The following is an 18,172-nucleotide window of genomic DNA, read 5'->3' on the forward strand; positions in this document are numbered from 1 at the left end:
TTAGTAAATTTTTATTTTTAGTGTGTATTTATACACATCATTTTAATGTTTTCCAGTAATACTCTGATAAGGATCTAATAACGAACAATAAAGGTGTTTTATCCGTTACATTGTATTCATTCATTTTTTTATTAGGAGAATAACAATACAAGTTAACGTCAGCAATTTGTTGTAAAGGATTTTTACTAAAATGAGTAAGCGATATTAACTTTATTCCCTTAAACTTTGCTAATTCCGCAACATCTAATACTTGAGCTGTTTCTCCAGATAATGAAATTAAAAAAAGTAGATTATTCTCTTTAGAATCAAATTTAGAAAGCTCATATAAGACATCGTGTCGGTGAATATAATACTCAGCTTGTTTACCGACGACTTTCAAATTTTTTATCATCATTTCACAAAAAGGTGCAGTATCCCCTACTGCAAAGAAAAGCACCCTGCGTGCTTCTTGAATCAATTTTGTCGTAAGTTCTAGTGTATTTTGATCGATTAGTCCAATTGTTTTATGAATGTTATAAGTTAAACTATCCTCTTCAGTAAAAATACTTTGACTATTCATTTCCTCTTTTAAACTATTCTTCATCTGAGAATATCCATCAAAACCTAACTTTTTAGATAATCTCGTAATCGTATTCGGAACCGTAAATAACCTTGCAGCTAAATACTGTATTGAAAAACCTACAACATCTTCTTTGTTTTTAAGGATGAACTCGACTATTTGATCATCCGTATCGTTTAGCTTATATTCATACTTTTGAATCCTTTCTTGGAATTGCAACATTAACAAACACCTACTTTTATGTACTGAAATTATTTATGAAAAAAAGAGAACAACTCTAACATTGTTCTCTTTTTCTATTGTTCGTTCCTTTTTATTTTTTACTTAACAATAAAATGACGTACTCTAAATCGTTTAAATCATATAAAGGCTCAATATACGCTGTTTGATTTAAACCTAAATTATCAATTTTAACTTCTTTGACTTTACCTATTTCAATGCCAGGTAAATAGATACCTCCTAGACCCGAGGTAACAATGATTTCACCAGCCTTTAATTTATCATTTACATTGAAAAGAGTCATTTTTAAATAGCCAGTTTTCTCATCTGCTCCTTTAATTAGACCTTGTAATTGATGATTATTTTTTGGTTGGACTGAAATATATGAGTTATATTTCACCGCACTTAATAATTCTACTATTGAACTATTCTCTGAGACTTCGATTACTTTACCTACTAGTCCTTGAGATGTGATTACATTTGTATTTATTTTCACACCATTTTTAGAACCCTTATTAATTTCAACAAAGCTGTTCCAAGTATCAAAATCTCTTTTGGTGACGATCGCTACATCAGTTTTGTATTTTTGATTTTCTTTATTTAGTCTTTCTTTTAGCATTTTTAATTCTTTATTTTCGATAGTAAATTCAGTTATATTGGCTTTTAAAGATGTTTCATTGCTCATTTTTTCTTTTAGATAATCATTTTCTTTTTTTAATTTGAGTAAATCACCTATATTGTTAGTGTAATTTTTGAATGTGTTGGTTTTTGAGAATAGATACCCACTTGAAATAATAATGATGATTAACACTGAAATAATAATTATTTTTTTCATCGGTTTATCCTTTTCTTACTTGTTTTTATTATGAAGCAATGCAATTTTCACTTTAAGAATACCATGATAAATATCCTAAATAAGTAGGGTATTATGGCAATTTTGTGTTTGAACAATTTTAATAGAATCTGCTATTTATTATTACCGATTATTACCAAAAATTAAGAGTTGAAAAATAAAAAGTCAACTGCAGACCAGTTGACTTTTGTTACTGTAAGTTATACAAATTATAGTTCAAATCAAACTCTGGAATTATTCATCGAACCCATTAATTATTACTTTGCATTAGCATCAGGTTGATGAATTCCAAAAATATTACCTTCAGTGTCAATGAAATATCCTTGCCAAGCCATTCCAGGCAGTGCATATTTAGGCATTGCTACTTTGCCGCCATTTTCAACAATTTTAGCTTCCGTAACGTCGTAATTTTCTACTCCCATGGTACATGCATATCCATTTAATGGTTGGCTTGCTTCAGGGGGAGCACTTTGGCGCTGCATTAAAGCACCATTAATTCCCATTTCGTCCTCATTACCTGTCACTGCACCAAAGTATGGCATTCCTGCATATTCACTCCAATCTTGAAACGTCCAATCAAATACCTCTCCATAAAACTTCTTTGCACGTTCCATGTTATCAACATGAATTTCGAAATGAACTAATCTTCCCATAGTTTCCTCCTATGTATTACAAGTTTTTTCCTAAACTCATCTAGTATGTACACTATGTTGCTTATTTATTATTATATTTGATATGGAAAGAAATTCAATTTCCATAGAAGTATTTCTTTTATCATTCGTTCGACATCTAAATTACTTAGTTTTATGGTTCAGCAATAACTTAAATATTAGTATTTGAGATTTATTTTATCGAATCAATTTTTCAACCGTAGGAAGGTCAGCTTTTGCCCATTCAAGTTCTTTTAACTCAGAAATTTCTTTCCATTCGATCTTCGCATGCTCATTAGCCACTGGCGTACCGCTTATTATCTTGGCTTCGTAAGTTACCAAATTTACAATTATATTTGGATACTCATGAATGACCTCCTCAACTAATTCAGATACAGATATTTCACAACCTAATTCTTCCTGTATTTCACGAACCAACGCCTCTTCAGGTTTCTCATTCTTTTCGATTTTACCACCAGGAAATTCCCAGCTATTTGGCATGCTCATTTCTGGTGAACGTAAGGCACATAGTATTTGGTTTTGATTGTTTCTGATGACAGCAGCTACTACTTTAATTTGTTTTTTCATTGTTTTTTTAATCCTTTTAATTCAATTATATATTTATTATTTGGGCCGTACCTTTTGACAGCCTATCCAAATAATCATAATACTATTTCTTTTCTAAAATTCGAATTGCTTTTTCAATTTTATCTAACTTCTTAAAATAAGAACTTTTAAACATCTCCTGTTTACTTTCAAAAGGTTATACTAGATTACTAAATTAATTTCCCATTAAAAAACGCAATCACCATAACTAGATTGCGTCTTTAAAGGTTTACGAACCTGTCGATCGATAATGCCTCACTCCAACTTGCCAAACTAGTAAACAAGGTATAATAAAAATTATCCCCACTATTGGCGATAACATATATAAATACGCTTTCCCTTCTGTTTTATCTAGAATGTACATTAAAGGTAAGTAATTCACACATCCAAAAGGAATAACAAATGTAAAAAATTTCGTTATCCATTTCTGATAGATATTCAATGGATACTGTGCCATCTCTCTTCCGCCATCTGTAAAAATATTGACTACCTCGAGACCTTGAATTGTCCAAAAGCACATCGTTGCAGCAAGGATAAAGATTCCGGTAAAAATAAAGACTCCGCTAATGATCATCAAAATAATCGTTACAACTTTCATACTGCTCCATTCGATGGTAAGATTATTTAATGCCCAAATCAAAACAATTAAACTCTGAAGCAATCTACCAATTCTAGTAAACTCGAATTTAGAACCCATCACCTGAACAATTGTACTTCTAGGACGAACAAGTACTCGATCAAAGCTACCGCTAGCTACTAGACTAGAAAAAGAGTCAAATCCACGAGCAAAACATTCACTTAAAGCAAAAGCCATATGGATAATCGCAAAACAAAGCGCAACCTCATAAAAAGTCCATCCTTTAATTTGACCAAACCGTTCAAATAAAAAATAAAGACCTGCAAACATTGAGAAAGGGATTAAAAACTGGCCAATTGTTAGTAGCCAAAAAGATGTGCGGTATTCCATTTGTGATTTAAAGAGAATAAGCAGATATTTAAAATATAGTCCCATAGTGTCAACCTCCTTGGACCACGACTCTTCGTAAGGCTTTATTAAAGGCGATTCTTCCTAGCCAAACAAGTAAACTTAACCAAATAATTTGTATTCCTATACCAATCAAAGCCTCAGTTTGAGGAATATTCCCAGAGTAAACCCTAAACGGGAAATCAGCTGTCCATCGAAACGGAAGGAAATAAGCAACGGTCTGAAGCCAAGCTGGCATTAGGGGAATCGGAATTGTTAATCCAGAGAAAAATTCTCCAATCACCCCAAATAGTAGTAAAGAGCCTATAGGTGACATTGTCACAAATACTGAAATATAAATGAACATAGAAATCGAAACAAGAAGAAGTAAGCCAAAAATAAGGGCAAACAAAAATAACACAAAGGTTAAGACACTTGGTGGTAACGTCATTTTATAAGGTTGAGGTAGTAAGAATGCAACAAGTAGGATCGGGAAACACCTTAGAATTGCACTGGACAAGCGTTGGGCTAAAAGTTTTGAATACCAAAATCCGTATATTTCGCATGGTCTACAAAGCTCATATGCTATATTCCCTGTTGTAATTAGATCAAAAAGCTCATTATCACGAAACCACAGCATGATGAAAGCTAAAAAGGATTGTTGTAACCATAAGTATGTAATGATTTCTTTTAAAGAAAGTGGTTGAGAATGTACTGTTTGACTATAAAAAGCTTCAAAGATCATGATGTACATAAATCCCCAGAAAAACTGTGTTGCTACCCCTGCCAATGCTGCTGAACGATATTGCATTCCATTCAATAGTCGTAGTTTTAGTACAGAAACATATGGCTTCATATTTGAAACTCCTTGTAGAGCCCCACGATAATTTCTTCAATTGGTTGTGCTTCAATGGTCACATCGAGTAGGTCAACCTTACTGGATAAACTGGAGATCACATCAGATATTTTAACTTGTTCTGTATCTAAACTTAAAATTGCTCGATCAGGAGACCATGAAATCATTGTGGTTCCAGGAATTTTAAATGGATTGTGGTCCTCCCGATAATCGACCGTAATCGTTTTATGAGTCCCAAAATGTTTTCGTAATTCATTTAAGTTGCCATCGAATAATAAACTTCCTTTACCAATTAAAATAACCCGATCAGCTAAAGCTTCAATATCATTCATATCATGCGTTGTAAGAATGACGGTAACGCCCTTTTCTTTATTTATCCTTTTAATGAACTCGCGTACGGCAATTTTCGAAACAGCATCTAGTCCAATTGTGGGTTCATCTAAAAATAAGATTTTAGGACTATGCAACAATGATGCTGCGATTTCACAACGCATCCTTTGTCCTAAGCTTAATTGTCGTACAGGTGAATGAATAAGACTTTGTAAATCGAGAGTTTCAATCAGTAGATCAAGATTATCTTGATATTCGTTTTGAGGAATTTTATAAATATCACGGAGAAGCTCAAACGAGTCTATGACTGGTACATCCCACCACAATTGAGAGCGTTGCCCAAAAACAACACCGATATGTTTAACATAGGAAGCTCTTTCCTTCCATGGAGTGTATCCCATTATGTTACACATCCCTCGATCTGGAACCAATATTCCGCTCATGATTTTTATCGTCGTAGATTTCCCGGCGCCATTCGGACCAATATATCCTACGATTTCCCCAGGTTCAATAGAGAATGAAATGTCATTCAACGCTTCAACAATCGTATGCTCACGATAAAAAAGCCCCTTCACTGCCTGCCTAAGTCCTGAAGAACGTTTCGCAACTTTGAAGGATTTACTTAAACCATTTACTTTAATCAATTTTTTCGCCTCCTAACATTTTTTGACTGGAAGAAAAATACTATCATCATAATATCGGTCCGTCAATATATTTTTCAGTTTATTCGGTAATTTTAGAAAAATAAATTTTTACAAGTGGATGGCAAAAAAAAAAGAATGAAATCAATTAATCTCATCCTTTTTTAGTAAATCACTTATACATCAAATACTTTTTTCGAACCTTCTTAAATTCATCCAGTTCCTTCTGGTATTTATTTATGATGTCTGTAACAGAAGCTCCATCGAGAATCATTGGTCTGACCCAGTCGTTTCCGATTAATTTATCAAAGAAGTTGTTTGATAGAAATTCAAAATCATTTGGGTACATGTCATGAAGTGTTTTAATGATATGAAGTCCTGTTGAGGCCGCTTCAAATTTATCACGATCAGTGACAAAAATTTCAACACCATGACTTAGTATTCCCGCATGTTTCGAGAATGTTGGTATAAAGGAAGCCGCTCTGAAATTAACACCAGGAAGTCTTAGTGCGTTCAATTTTGATGCAAGTTCTGTTCCATTAATATATGGTGCGCCTATAATTTCAAACGGCTTGGTTGTTCCGCGTCCCTCTGACACATTTGTACCTTCAATTAGACCAGTTGCTGGATAAATAAATGTTGTTGAAACTGTCGGCATATTAGGTGATGGTAAAACAAAAGGTAGTCCTGTTTCGTCGTAATCCAAGGAACGTTTCCAGCCTTTCATTTTGACGACTTTTAAATCTGCTCCAATTTTATATTCTTTATTGAAGAAAGTAGCGAGTTCGCCTACTGTCATTCCATGCTTCGTTGGAATTGGGTACATCCCAATAAAGGATGAGGAGTCAGGTTCGAGAACAGGACCATCAAATGAAAGTCCGCCTAGTGGATTCGGACGATCAAGTACTACAATTGGAATGTTGTTTTCTTTTGCCGCTTCCATTGCATATGCCATAGTGTAAATATATGTGTAGTGGCGTGTACCCACATCCTGTATATCAAAGAGAAGTAAGTTTACATTTTTAAGCATTTCAGCTGTTGGTTTATTTGTTTTTCCATAAAGACTGTAAACAGGTAGTCCTGTTTTAACGTCAATATACGATTCGACATAACTTCCAGCCTGCGCATCACCGCGAACACCATGCTCAGGCCCGAATAAAGCTGTTAGTTCAATATCTGGATCCTCGTACAACAAATCAACAATGCTGTTTAGTTTTGGGTCAATACCTGTTGGATTGGTAATTAAGCCGACTTTTTTTCCCTTTAAAAGTTCTTTCTGATGATCTAAAAGAACTTCAATTCCAGGAGTTACTTTATTCTTTTTCTTATTTGCTGAAACATCTTTTTCGTTCGGCCATGCACATAGGGCAAGAATTAGAATCATACTGTGCAACAATACTCGTTTCATCTCACCCCTCCTCTACTTATCAGGTTATGATATAGATTTTGATGCGCACTAATTTTTGCATTTAGCCATAGCTATCATTCTTCACGATTTTCCTGTCTTTTATGACAAATAGGACTGCTAAATTAGCAGCCCTTCTTTTCATATCTTCTAAAATAGTGTTAGTCTCCTGCTGACATGTTAACTTAGTTTATTTGAATTCTGCTGCCATCTCATCTTTAAATCCAAATAAGTAAGTAAAAATAAAGCCAGCTACATAAGAGATAATAACTCCAGTTAAGTATAGTAAAATTTGATTCGTATGAACTAAGAATGATAATGGAAGTCCTGAAACACCGACTGCAATTGTAGCGATATGGAAATGAGCCTGAAATGCTCCGCCAACTCCGGCACCTAAACATGCTGTTAAGAATGGACGTCCTAACGGAAGCGTTACACCAAAGATTAATGGTTCACCGATTCCAAGCATTCCTGATGGAAGTCCCCCACCAATTGCACGTTTTAAGCTTTTTTTCTTCGTTTTAAAGTATATTGCAAACGCTGCTCCGACTTGACCCGCTCCACCCATCGCAAGAATTGGAAGTAAAGGGTCATCTCCAATTTTGTTGATTAATTCAAGATGGACTGGGGTTAAACCTTGATGAAGCCCTGTTACTACAAGAGGCAGGAACGTTGCGCCAAGTACAAATCCAGCTACTACTCCACCAAAGTCAAGAACATGTAACAAGCCTTTTGTGATTGTATCCGATACAAAACCGCCAACAGGCATAAACACTAGGTATGTAAGTATACCTGTTATTAATAATGCTATGGTAGGTGTGAGAATAATATCTAAAGATTGCGGTACAAATTTTCTTACTTGCCTTTCAACTAAAGCGATAAAGATTGCAGCAAATAGAACGCCAATTAACCCTCCACGTCCAGGAAGCAGATTGTGCCCAAACAAAGAAATATCTGCAACTCCAGGGTTGATGACAAGAATACCTGCCAATGCCCCAAGGGCAGGGGATCCACCAAATTCCTTTGCTGCGTTTATACCAACTAAAATTCCAAGATAAGCAAACAGACCCGAACCGATAACAGTTAAAATAATAGCTAATTTTGAGTCTGCCGCAAGCCATTCCGCTTGAACAATTGCTTTTGTAATACCGGTTATTAATCCTGAAGCTACAAGGGCAGGAATTAACGGAATAAATATACTTGCGATTCTACGTAAAAACAATTTAAAAGGCTTTGCATTCTTTCTATCAATCTCTGATTTGTTTTTAGAAGCTACTTCATTCAAATCAAAATCATCAGCAGCTGCAAGCAGTTTATCAAACTCTGCTGCAACTTTATTTACAACACCAGGTCCAAGTATGATTTGAATCGTTTCTTCTTCTACAACTCCTAGAACTCCTTCTGTCTTTTTAATCGCCTCTATGTCTACCTTTGAATAATCTTTCGACGCTACGCGTAGTCTTGTCATACAATGAGTGGACGACGAAACATTCTCCGCTCCACCCAAATGCTCTAATAATAGTTCAGCAATTAATAAATATTTGCTAATCCCCTTTGCCATCTTTACATCTCCTTTTAAATTAATAAGTTAATTAGTTTAAAAGATATAATCTAACCCCTGAAATAGATATGAATTAATTATGACAATAGTCGATGTTGCTAGATTGATAGTCTTTCAAAAATCGTTTATCCCCTCTCTTTCTTATCAATTTTATTTGTTCCAATTAATACACCGTAAAATGTAACATTCATAGGTTATTTACCATAAACAAAATTTCGAATTTTATATTAAACATATTGAAATTTTATTTTAAATTTTACGCTATTGATATCGCTTTTATGACAAGTTATTAATAGGAAAAAATATTAAATGGGAGAATTGATCATTTGGAAGAGGGTGAATCTTATTTAGATGCTTAAGGTAGTTTCCGATGAAGTATTGTTTATAAAAAAATAAACGCAGCCCATGTTACTGGAATGCGTCTATAAGGTATCACCTATATTTTCCCTATTTTCTTTGAAATTTCTTCCGCTGCTTTTATTACTTCTTCGCTCAAGAACGGAATACGTTCCTTAGTAAAACGAAATCCTGGAACATTCACGCTTAAAGCAGCAAGTACTTTGTTGTTATATCCAGTAATTGGTGCTGCAATAGCTGCCGTATCCTCAGTTTTTTCACTTTGACTGATTGCATAGCCTTTTTGTCTAATTTCAACTAGTTGCTGTTTTAAAATTGATGTTGAATTAGGTGAAAGATTTAGCTGATCTAGTACTTGTTGAATTTCATACTCTTTCATATAAGCAAGAATGGTTTTATTGGGAGCACCAATATGTAGTGGAATTCGGATACCCAAATTTTCAGCAATTCTAATTTTTAAAGGACTGTCAATTTTATCAATTACAATTCCATCGATACCACTCTCAATGTTTAAATAGATACTTTCCTCTACATGGTTCGCCAAACGCTCCATTACTGGTCTTGCAACTGATCTGAAATCCAGTTTATCCAATTGACGGAGGCCAAGTTCCATCCATTTATACCCTAACTTGTAATGCTTGGTTTCAGGTATTTGGACAACAAGTCCATGTTGGATTAAAGAGTTTAGTAACCGGTGAAGCGTACCAAGAGATAGAGATGTTTTTTCTGCTAATTCGGTGATTTGCCAATTACTTTTGGATTCATCCGAATTTAGGATATCAATAATATGCATAGCTCGGTCAATTGATTGGACCATAATCATAACTCCTATGACTCTTCACTTCTTATCTTGGGGAGTCTGTTCAAAAATCTGGGAATCTTCCTCGTTAGGTGGATTCCCGTTCATAGCGTAATGGTAATATACGTATATTTCTTTAAAGATGCGTTGACTTTTAGTATCTCAGCACTTCTTGTTTTCATTTCGAACTTGCAAATGAATAATTGTGAGAGTAATTTTTTACATCTATCATACAAGTTTTTCGTCTGATTTTCCAAGTAATTTACAGCTTTATTGATTCTAATGATGTATTAGACTTATTTTTTCTAGTTTTTCGTTTTTTACCACGACTCACATCCAAAGAATCTTCAAGCTTTTTAACTCCAAACGTAATAATTAGTACAAGCGCAAGATAATATAAACCTACTACAATATATGTATTCATCTGTTCAAAGTTAGAGGCAGCCTCACTTAGTCCTGCTCCCCATAAATCTTGCATCCCTACATATGCTACAAGTGAAGAATCTTTTAATCCAATGATAAATTGATTACCAAGAGTAGGAATCGCAATTTTAAATGCTTGAGGTAGTACGATTCTTCTCATTGCTAAAGGTTGGGACATCCCAAGAGAACGAGCTGCTTCCAATTGTCCTTTGTCAATTGATTGAATTGAACCACGAAAGATTTCAGCAATATATGCTCCACTATGCACACCTAACGCGATTGCACCAGCCCAAAACTGCGAAAATGTAATAATACTAGAAAGTCCGAAATATAAAATGGCGATTTGAACAATAAGTGGTGTCCCACGAATGACAGTAATATAGAGATTAGCAATATAATTAAGCACTTTAATACGGGAGAGTCTGAAAAATGCAAAAATAAGTCCTATTCCACTTCCCAAAATAGTAGATACGATTGTCAATTTTAATGTTAATAAAGTTGCGACTAAAAATACATGAAACGTATTTAAAAGTATATGCATGATGAACCTCACCCCTCATCTTGTCCTAATAGGCTCTTATTTTACGCTAGTATTCTATTATTATTTATCTTCAAGAATATTGCGACCAAACCACTTTTGACTGATTTTTTCATAAGTTCCATCTTTAATAATTTCATCTAAAGCCTTATTAATTTTCTTCTCAAGTTCTTTATCATCTTTCCTTACAGCAATTGCTTGATTATCGTGAGTTAGTGGAGTGCCAACATCTTTAATCTTAGCCTTTCCTTCTTTAATGACTCTAAAGCCAACCATTTGATCCGTAATGACAGCATCTAGTCTACCAGTTGGAAGATCCATAATAGCCGTTAGATCACTATCGTAATCAACTACATTTTCTTTACCAGTATATTTAATCGCTAAATCTTTATATGGACTTGCTTTTACAACGCCAATTTTCTTCCCTTTTAAATCCTCAGCAGATTTGATTTTCTGGTTATTATCAGCAACAAAAATCTGAGAACCTGAAATATAATATGGATTACTGAAATCAACCACTTTTAATCGTTCATCAGTGATCGTCATACTCCCCAAAATTGCGTCATACTTATTTGATATTAATCCTTGTACAATTGTTTCCCATGGGTTTGTTACTGGTACAGCTTTCATTCCCATTTTATCTGAAAGTGCTTTACCAATTTCAACATCAAATCCAGTAAGCTTGCCATCTTCTTTAAAATTAAATGGTTTATATAAACCACTCATCGCATAATGAAATTCTTTTGAACTCGCTTGATTTCCGGTTTTATCTGCCCCACATCCACTTAGAAACATTGCCCCTGCTATCACTGAAGATAATAAAATACCATGCCAATTCTTTTTCATTACACATACCTCCATCATTTTTTTAAATTATAAAATACTATTAAGAAATTGTTTTGTTCTTTCATTTTGTGGATTTTCAAAAAACTGTTTAGGTGTACCCTCCTCTAAAATTAAACCTTCCTTCATGAATAAAACTCGATCTGCTACACCTCGAGCAAAGCCCATTTCGTGAGTAACTACAACCATTGTCATTCCTTCACTTGCTAACTGTTTCATAACCTGAAGAACCTCTCCAACCAGTTCGGGATCTAATGCTGAAGTAGGCTCATCAAACAGCATTACCCTCGGGTTCATCGCAAGTGCACGTGCAATAGCAACCCTTTGTTTTTGTCCTCCTGATAACATTTCTGGATATTCATCCGCCTTATCTGTCAGTCCAACCTTCTCCAGTAAAACATAAGCAATCTCTTTTGCTTCACTCTTTTTCATTCCTTTAACATGAATAGGAGCTTCAATTATATTTTCTAAAACAGTTTTATGCGGAAAGAGATTGAAATGTTGAAAAACCATACCAACCTCCGACCGAATTTTATTCAAATCTGTTTTGCCAGGTTGAACCAACACACCTTCAAAATAAATTTCTCCCTTATCATTAATCTCTAAGAAGTTTAAACATCTCAAAAGGGTACTCTTTCCCGATCCACTTGCTCCTAATAAAACAACCACTTCTTTTTCTTTAATCGTTAAATCAATTCCTTTTAATACTTGTAAAGGCCCAAATGATTTACTTACACTTTTGATCTTAATCATATTCATTCAACCCTCCCACTGAGTAAATAAATACTTTTTCCACAATGCGGAAACCATTTCTATTTTATTAACATTATACACAATTCTGATTATTCCGTCATTAAGTAATTTTATTTCGACAATTTAGTACAATTTTCATAAGTAAATGTTACAAATCTTTCCAATCACCCTAATCTAGGCGAATGCATATATTGTTAGCCAATATATGTATCGAAAGGAGGCTATTCTCATGCATGTCGATTTAACAGCCATCCATTGGCTTTATGTAGCATTTATAGGTTTAATTATTTTATTTTTAATTCTTAGACGTGACACAAGCCTAGTCTGCCTCGCAGGCATTTTCCTACTTGGTCTGGTCGCAACTGATTCACTTTCAAGTTCCGTCAGTATCTTGTTTTCAAGTTTTATATACGCCATAACTGAATTACTTTCTACAATTCTAGTAATCTCGATTATTGTTTCTATGAGTAAAGCTTTAACTGATAGTGGAGTGCATCAGGCACTCATCAGTCCATTTACAAAGGTGATGCGAAACGCCACACTTGCTTACTGGACGATTGGTATTGTGATGATGGTTGTATCTTGGTTTTTCTGGCCGTCACCTGCAGTAGCTTTAATAGGTGCGGTTTTACTTCCAGTTGCTTTAAGAGTTGGTTTACCAGCATTAGGTGTTGCAATGGCGATGAACTTATTCGGTCATGGGATTGCTCTTTCAAGTGATTACGTAATTCAAGGTGCCCCGAAACTAACAGCTGATGCGGCTGGTATTCCGGTTTCAGCTGTTATACATGCTAGTATCCCACTTGTGATCGTAATGGGTGTTGTGACAACTGTAGTTGCTTTTTACTTCTTAAAACGTGATATGAAAAGAGGACTTTTAACAGTAGAATTACCTGAAGAAGATACGAAAACTGAAAACTATTTACTTTCTTCTACGCAACAAAAATGGATGGCCGCTCTTGTTTTCATTTTATTTGCAGTGGATATTTGGGCGATGGTTCATTTCAATTTACAAGGTGGAGATGCAACCGCATTAATCGGGGGTACTTCACTTATTATCCTTTCGATCCTATCCATGTTGGGGCATAGAAACAAAGGATTTGAAGAAGTAACAAACTATTTAATTCATGGATTTAAATTCGGGTTTAAAGTATTTGGTCCGGTTATTCCAATTGCTGCTTTCTTCTATCTTGGGGATAGTGGATTTACGGCGATTATAGGGGATTACTTGCCAAAAGGGTCGAATGGAATTGTGAATGATTTAGGTTTTGCTTTGGCGCATGCAGTACCAGTAAACCCTGGAGTTGCGGGAGTGACATTGACTACGGTTGGGGCAATTACTGGGTTGGATGGATCTGGATTCTCTGGGATTTCTCTTGCAGGTTCCGTTGCATCGTTATTTGCTACGGCGATCGGTCATGGGATTGCAACTTTGACTGCTATGGGGCAAATTGCGGCGATTTGGGTTGGTGGAGGAACATTGATTCCTTGGGCGTTGATTCCTGCGGCGGCTATTTGTAATGTTAGTCCGTTTGAGTTGGCTAGACGGAATTTGGTTCCTGTTTTGATTGGGTTGGCTGTTACTACTGTTGTTGCGATTTTCTTGATATAAAAAGTTATATAGATTGGATAAAAAAATACCGAGTTATTAAATAAATGATAAAATCAATAAATTATGACAAAAAATTTAAAGGCGATTCTCAAAATTTTGAGATCGCCCTATTATAAAAAATTTGTTATTTATTTCTATATACTAATCAAAGAAAGAAGTCAGATATCTTTTTCTATGTTTGTTTCCAGCTTGTTTTAAGACTATTTTTAAGTTTAACTTAAGTATCTCATGCTCTGTTTCTAATAATGGAAATAAATACTTCTCAATAAATGATTCACTAGCAATTTTACCTATAGTAGAATCCCATAAACTAAGTCTTCTTTTTTTATACAACTGTCCAACTAAATAATCAAGTGCATCAGGTGAAAATTCGTCAGTAGTTAAGTTAGTAACACTATATATATAATGATTAGATAGAAAATCTCTAAATTCACATTTAGAACTATTAAATAATTCTATTATTTTATGTGTCGACTTATTAGTATGTTCACATAAAAATTCACCAAGAAGATATTTTAACCAATATCTATTTTCTTCATTTTCATCTGATGTAGAGACTAGTTTTTCCCAACTCAGTATATATAAAAATAACTCCCAAGTTATTTCGAATTTCACTTCATTATCACGAATTGAATTTAAAAATGATAAAATCAAATTGACATTTTCCGAATAAAATATTTTCTCAATTAGTTCTATATTATTTTCCCAATCTAAATTTTCAAAACCATTAAGAATTGAAGAGGAACATGTTTCATTTAATACTAAATTTCCAATACCCTCCCAAAATTTTTTATAATATTTTTCTTCTATATCCTTTAGTACATATAAAATAACTAATTGCTCTTTTTCGTCAGAACTAGATAATAGATACTTTAAATAATGCATAAATTCAGGTCGTAAATTACATATCCCTTTAAGTAGAGCCGGTATAAAGGAACTATTTTCTCCTAAATCTTCTATTCTATTTAATATATTTTTAATAATCTTTTCGCTTAGGCAACTTGAATCAAAATTCTTTGAAAAAGTGATTGAGAAATATAATGAAGTATAAGCACAACTTATATCACTTTCAACCATCTCAACAAGTAATTCATTTGCCTCTTTTATGTTACAATCTCTTAAATATTCAGATAATATAGTTAATTGTAATTTATTTAAATTTTGCCAAGGCAGAAAAAAATCTATTATTTCTTTGTACTGAAATTTTTTTAATATACTCCTAAATGTATTTTCTATTCCTAAATTCTTTTCATCACTGTTTAGTTTAATAAGTTCTTTTATCAATTCTCCACAACTTTCAATAGTCAAATATTTATTAATAGCGGTTCCCATATAATTTCCAAAATTAAAATCATTATTTTTAATAAACATTTCTTTTAATAAAACTGGAAATATTTCTTGATCTCCGTTCTCTGCAAGAAGTTTTGCTGCAACACCACCTAAAGAATTTCCAAATTTCATTATTTTTATTAATGAATCAAAATGTTTTTCGTTTATAGGTAGTTTTCTCAACAAATAATCTATATTAACAAATCTCATCTTATTGTTATTTTCGCCATAACTTTTAATAATAAAATTAAGTATTTTTGTTACAATTTCATCTCTATTAATTTCAATGTATTTTACAGCTTTTAATAATAATTCAAAATCTGTTTCAAAGATTTGATCTATAAATGAAGTTGCATTTTCTTCGTCTAAGAAACCTAATGCAAGTAATAGTGTTTGATCCCACCTTGTTTGCTTAAGGCATTTATCAAGTAGGTTAGGTGTTACACGATATATTCTTGCCATTTCCATCGCTGCTAGATATTCAGTAATGGATTGATGAAAAAATGAAACTCTACTCCCTGGTAATGGGACAAATAATTGTACTGACTCTATTAACCAATTAATTATACTTTGTTCAGTAATCCCCTTTATATTTTGTCTATTCAAAAAACTTTTAACTTTAGTAATAACATCAGTATAATGCAAAGCCTCAACACCATCATCCATTGCTTGATATGCTATATTTCTTAATGGCTCCGATAAATCAATCTGAATATTAAATTGATTATGGAAATCATTATTAAGAAGATCAAAATATGATTTGTACAAATCATTTGGTGTTGGTCTTTCAGGTAAAATTATTTTTTCTTGATGAAATAACTTGAAAAAAAATGGTTGTCTTAATAGTGAAATTACTTCTTCTTTCAAATATCCATTTATTACTATTCCTTTTTTTGTTATATATTTTTCTACAAATTTATAATCTATCTCTTGAATAATATATTCATCAAAATTATATTTTGCAAGACCTTCAGTAGATCTTGATCCTATTAAAACTCGACAATCGATAGAATCATTTAAAAATACAGAAAAATCTTCTTCAAAATTATTTTTATATAGTTCACTAGGTATTTCATTAAATGAATCTAGAATAATCACTACTTTAACAAGTTTCTTAATTCTTTTAAAATCCATACCATTTGGTAATTGATTTTCAATCATTCCCATAATATCGCCATCATACAATTTTAAATCTAAATATATAGGAAGGACTAAATTTTCGTTTATTTCTTCTGAAATAATTTTCGATTGCAAAATGTTAGCAAGTTGTGTGCAGTAGTTTTTAAAACTATGAGTCTTACCTGAACCTGGACTTCCAATTATTAAAGCGTTTGTATTATTTTCAAATAGAAACTGATCAATACTTTGCTTATAATACATATTACTATTTTCCTTACTAATGTTCAGTGGAAATTTTAAACCATCAAAATCCATAATTTTAAAATTTACCCCAGCGGAATATCTTACTAGTGATAACACTTCTGTATCAGAAACTTTATCGCTTTCATTTGGAATTATCATTTGATTTTCTTCATCATTCTCGTTTTGGGTTAATTGTTCAATAAATTCAAGAAGTTTAGAGTGATTTTTTTGTCCATTACTTAATGTTGTTGTTTCATAACTAATAATTCGAATACCAAATTCTCTAAAATAATAATCTTGTTTTTCTTTAGATACGTCAGGTAAAATTGCGTAGTGTGATGAAGGAAAACCTTTAAAATTATTATGTATTATTTCTATAATACGTATAAAATCCGGATCTTCTAAACTATAACCCATAAAAACTACTGGTCTAGTAGCTAATATTTTCTCCATCGTATAAAGAGTATACTTTTTTTCATCATATAAAGATTTGTAATGTTTAAGTGAAAGAATTATACTTTCAGTATCATCTAGGTCACCGTGTGGTTTAAAAATATAATCTTTAGCCCTATGTTGTACGATTGAGGCACAATCAACTTGTTGTCTATTCGTAATAGGCTGAAAATGAAGATTTTTCCTATGTTCCCTAAGTGTCTCTTCAAGCAATTGATCATAATTTGTAGTGATAAAACAACGAGGTCCTAAATTTACAATTTTTTTATGGATTTCATGATAAGAAGCTTCACCTGCACGACAAACATTTCTTATAAATTGTTTAAATAATTGTTTATCGTTTTCTATATAATTTAGTGCTATATCGGCTGCTTCTAAAAGCTTATTATTCTTTATTTCCTTAATTACAGGAGAAGGATCAAAACCTTCTTTTTTCACAAAATCAGCAAGTTCATATAATAGCGTTGACCAACTTGGTAATCCTGACCATAATGAAATGCCAGACCCTATAAATAATACAGTACCTTCTTCTCGTAGTATTTTTTTTATTTTTTCTATAATATATGTTCTTTCAGAATTAACATCAGTTACATTTAAATTCATAATAATTTCTTCTCCTTTCCATTCCAAGTAAAGCTATTTATTATTTAAAGATGAGAAAGTTAGTATGTTTAAATTCCTAACCATCAATTTTGGCTTTCCAACAAATCTCTTCGATACGCTTCCATTTCGAATTTCCGGACTAAATTATTTGAAAATGAAATTAGTCCTCATTAAAATCTTTAATAATTCCAAACAGGTCAACCCTTTTATTTAGTACGCTTAATATTCCAATTCTTCCCCTCTCCCTTTAAACATTATTATTATATCAAATGTATTAATTTGGAATAAATATAAAAATTTGGAATTATTCATTAATACGCAATTTTCTACTGTTTTAATAAATTATACTGATTTTAAATCGTTATACCTATTAACTTCATCCATATAAACATCCTTAATTATTTTTTTATTAAAATCATATTATTTAAATTATTAAATAAATAACTAAGTATAAAG

Annotated in this window: 15 protein-coding genes; 1 reads left to right on the plus strand and 14 read right to left on the minus strand. The window is 32.8% G+C overall.

The genetic code is table 11. The features are described 5' to 3' along the window. Positions 1-37 precede the first annotated feature (37 nt). The 13 genes from AN960_RS20900 to AN960_RS20960 all read right to left on the minus strand — a co-directional run bounded on the left by AN960_RS20900 (position 38) and on the right by AN960_RS20960 (position 12,357). Positions 38-781 carry a MurR/RpiR family transcriptional regulator gene (locus AN960_RS20900; protein WP_082459624.1) on the minus strand — a complete coding sequence of 248 codons (744 nt, stop codon included), beginning with the start codon at positions 779-781 and terminating at the stop codon, positions 38-40. Positions 782-872: 91 nt separating this feature from the next. After that, positions 873-1,613 (minus strand): rod shape-determining protein MreC, encoded by a 741-nt coding sequence (mreC, locus tag AN960_RS20905; RefSeq protein WP_056475872.1) that lies wholly within the window; start codon positions 1,611-1,613, stop codon positions 873-875. 275 nt (positions 1,614-1,888) lie between these two features. Next, positions 1,889-2,284: a VOC family protein gene (locus AN960_RS20910; RefSeq protein ID WP_056475875.1), complete on the minus strand. Its 396-nt coding sequence runs from the start codon at positions 2,282-2,284 to the stop codon at positions 1,889-1,891. Positions 2,285-2,479: 195 nt separating this feature from the next. Further along, positions 2,480-2,869, minus strand: a complete 390-nt coding sequence (gene mutT / locus AN960_RS20915; RefSeq protein WP_056475877.1) for an 8-oxo-dGTP diphosphatase MutT — start codon at positions 2,867-2,869, stop codon at positions 2,480-2,482. Between the two features lie 247 nt (positions 2,870-3,116). Then, complete coding sequence (locus tag AN960_RS20920; protein ID WP_056475880.1) at positions 3,117-3,899, minus strand: ABC transporter permease; 783 nt, start codon at positions 3,897-3,899, stop codon at positions 3,117-3,119. Between the two features lie 4 nt (positions 3,900-3,903). Continuing rightward, entirely contained in the window at positions 3,904-4,707 is an 804-nt protein-coding gene (locus tag AN960_RS20925) for an ABC transporter permease (protein WP_056475881.1), read from the minus strand. Beyond that, positions 4,704-5,681, minus strand: coding sequence for an ABC transporter ATP-binding protein (locus AN960_RS20930; RefSeq protein ID WP_056475884.1), 978 nt, complete (start codon positions 5,679-5,681; stop codon positions 4,704-4,706). Before AN960_RS20930 ends, AN960_RS20925 begins: the two co-directional genes overlap by 4 nt. Before the next feature lie 169 nt (positions 5,682-5,850). Beyond that, positions 5,851-7,062 carry an exo-beta-N-acetylmuramidase NamZ family protein gene (locus tag AN960_RS20935; RefSeq protein ID WP_502692561.1) on the minus strand — a complete coding sequence of 404 codons (1,212 nt, stop codon included), beginning with the start codon at positions 7,060-7,062 and terminating at the stop codon, positions 5,851-5,853. Between the two features lie 211 nt (positions 7,063-7,273). Continuing rightward, positions 7,274-8,644: a PTS transporter subunit EIIC gene (locus AN960_RS20940; RefSeq protein WP_056475889.1), complete on the minus strand. Its 1,371-nt coding sequence runs from the start codon at positions 8,642-8,644 to the stop codon at positions 7,274-7,276. 436 nt (positions 8,645-9,080) lie between these two features. Continuing rightward, positions 9,081-9,818, minus strand: a complete 738-nt coding sequence (locus AN960_RS20945) for an IclR family transcriptional regulator (RefSeq protein ID WP_056475893.1) — start codon at positions 9,816-9,818, stop codon at positions 9,081-9,083. Positions 9,819-10,062: 244 nt separating this feature from the next. Continuing rightward, positions 10,063-10,764 (minus strand): amino acid ABC transporter permease, encoded by a 702-nt coding sequence (locus tag AN960_RS20950; protein ID WP_056475896.1) that lies wholly within the window; start codon positions 10,762-10,764, stop codon positions 10,063-10,065. 60 nt (positions 10,765-10,824) lie between these two features. After that, the gene (locus AN960_RS20955) at positions 10,825-11,556 is read right to left on the minus strand and encodes an ABC transporter substrate-binding protein (protein ID WP_286131772.1); all 732 of its coding nucleotides are present in this window, start codon (positions 11,554-11,556) and stop codon (positions 10,825-10,827) included. 78 nt (positions 11,557-11,634) lie between these two features. Next, positions 11,635-12,357 carry an amino acid ABC transporter ATP-binding protein gene (locus tag AN960_RS20960; protein WP_056476016.1) on the minus strand — a complete coding sequence of 241 codons (723 nt, stop codon included), beginning with the start codon at positions 12,355-12,357 and terminating at the stop codon, positions 11,635-11,637. Between the two features lie 229 nt (positions 12,358-12,586). Here AN960_RS20960 and AN960_RS20965 point away from each other — a divergent pair, with 229 nt between their 5' ends. Beyond that, on the plus strand, positions 12,587-13,969 hold the full coding sequence (locus AN960_RS20965) for a hypothetical protein (protein WP_056475902.1): 1,383 nt from the start codon (positions 12,587-12,589) through the stop codon (positions 13,967-13,969). A 141-nt stretch (positions 13,970-14,110) separates the two neighbouring features. On the opposite strand, the gene AN960_RS20970 is transcribed toward AN960_RS20965, so the two are convergent. Next, positions 14,111-17,716 (minus strand): SIR2 family protein, encoded by a 3,606-nt coding sequence (locus AN960_RS20970; protein WP_056475903.1) that lies wholly within the window; start codon positions 17,714-17,716, stop codon positions 14,111-14,113. Positions 17,717-18,172 lie beyond the last annotated feature (456 nt).

The sequence above is a fragment of the Bacillus sp. FJAT-25509 genome, assembly GCF_001420605.1.
Classification (GTDB): domain Bacteria; phylum Bacillota; class Bacilli; order Bacillales; family Bacillaceae_G; genus Gottfriedia.

What these genes read in the sequence shown, in the direction of transcription:
- mreC (WP_056475872.1), bottom strand. Translation starts at nt 1,613, where the DNA reads ATGAAAAAAATAATTATTATTTCAGTGTTAATCATCATTATTATTTCA.
- AN960_RS20970 (WP_056475903.1), bottom strand. Translation starts at nt 17,716, where the DNA reads ATGAATTTAAATGTAACTGATGTTAATTCTGAAAGAACATATATTATA.
- AN960_RS20925 (WP_056475881.1), bottom strand. Translation starts at nt 4,707, where the DNA reads ATGAAGCCATATGTTTCTGTACTAAAACTACGACTATTGAATGGAATG.
- AN960_RS20945 (WP_056475893.1), bottom strand. Translation starts at nt 9,818, where the DNA reads ATGGTCCAATCAATTGACCGAGCTATGCATATTATTGATATCCTAAAT.
- AN960_RS20950 (WP_056475896.1), bottom strand. Translation starts at nt 10,764, where the DNA reads ATGCATATACTTTTAAATACGTTTCATGTATTTTTAGTCGCAACTTTA.
- mutT (WP_056475877.1), bottom strand. Translation starts at nt 2,869, where the DNA reads ATGAAAAAACAAATTAAAGTAGTAGCTGCTGTCATCAGAAACAATCAA.
- AN960_RS20960 (WP_056476016.1), bottom strand. Translation starts at nt 12,357, where the DNA reads ATGATTAAGATCAAAAGTGTAAGTAAATCATTTGGGCCTTTACAAGTA.
- AN960_RS20965 (WP_056475902.1), top strand. Translation starts at nt 12,587, where the DNA reads ATGCATGTCGATTTAACAGCCATCCATTGGCTTTATGTAGCATTTATA.
- AN960_RS20920 (WP_056475880.1), bottom strand. Translation starts at nt 3,899, where the DNA reads ATGGGACTATATTTTAAATATCTGCTTATTCTCTTTAAATCACAAATG.
- AN960_RS20940 (WP_056475889.1), bottom strand. Translation starts at nt 8,644, where the DNA reads ATGGCAAAGGGGATTAGCAAATATTTATTAATTGCTGAACTATTATTA.
- AN960_RS20910 (WP_056475875.1), bottom strand. Translation starts at nt 2,284, where the DNA reads ATGGGAAGATTAGTTCATTTCGAAATTCATGTTGATAACATGGAACGT.
- AN960_RS20900 (WP_082459624.1), bottom strand. Translation starts at nt 781, where the DNA reads ATGTTGCAATTCCAAGAAAGGATTCAAAAGTATGAATATAAGCTAAAC.
- AN960_RS20935 (WP_502692561.1), bottom strand. Translation starts at nt 7,062, where the DNA reads ATGATTCTAATTCTTGCCCTATGTGCATGGCCGAACGAAAAAGATGTT.
- AN960_RS20955 (WP_286131772.1), bottom strand. Translation starts at nt 11,556, where the DNA reads ATGTTTCTAAGTGGATGTGGGGCAGATAAAACCGGAAATCAAGCGAGT.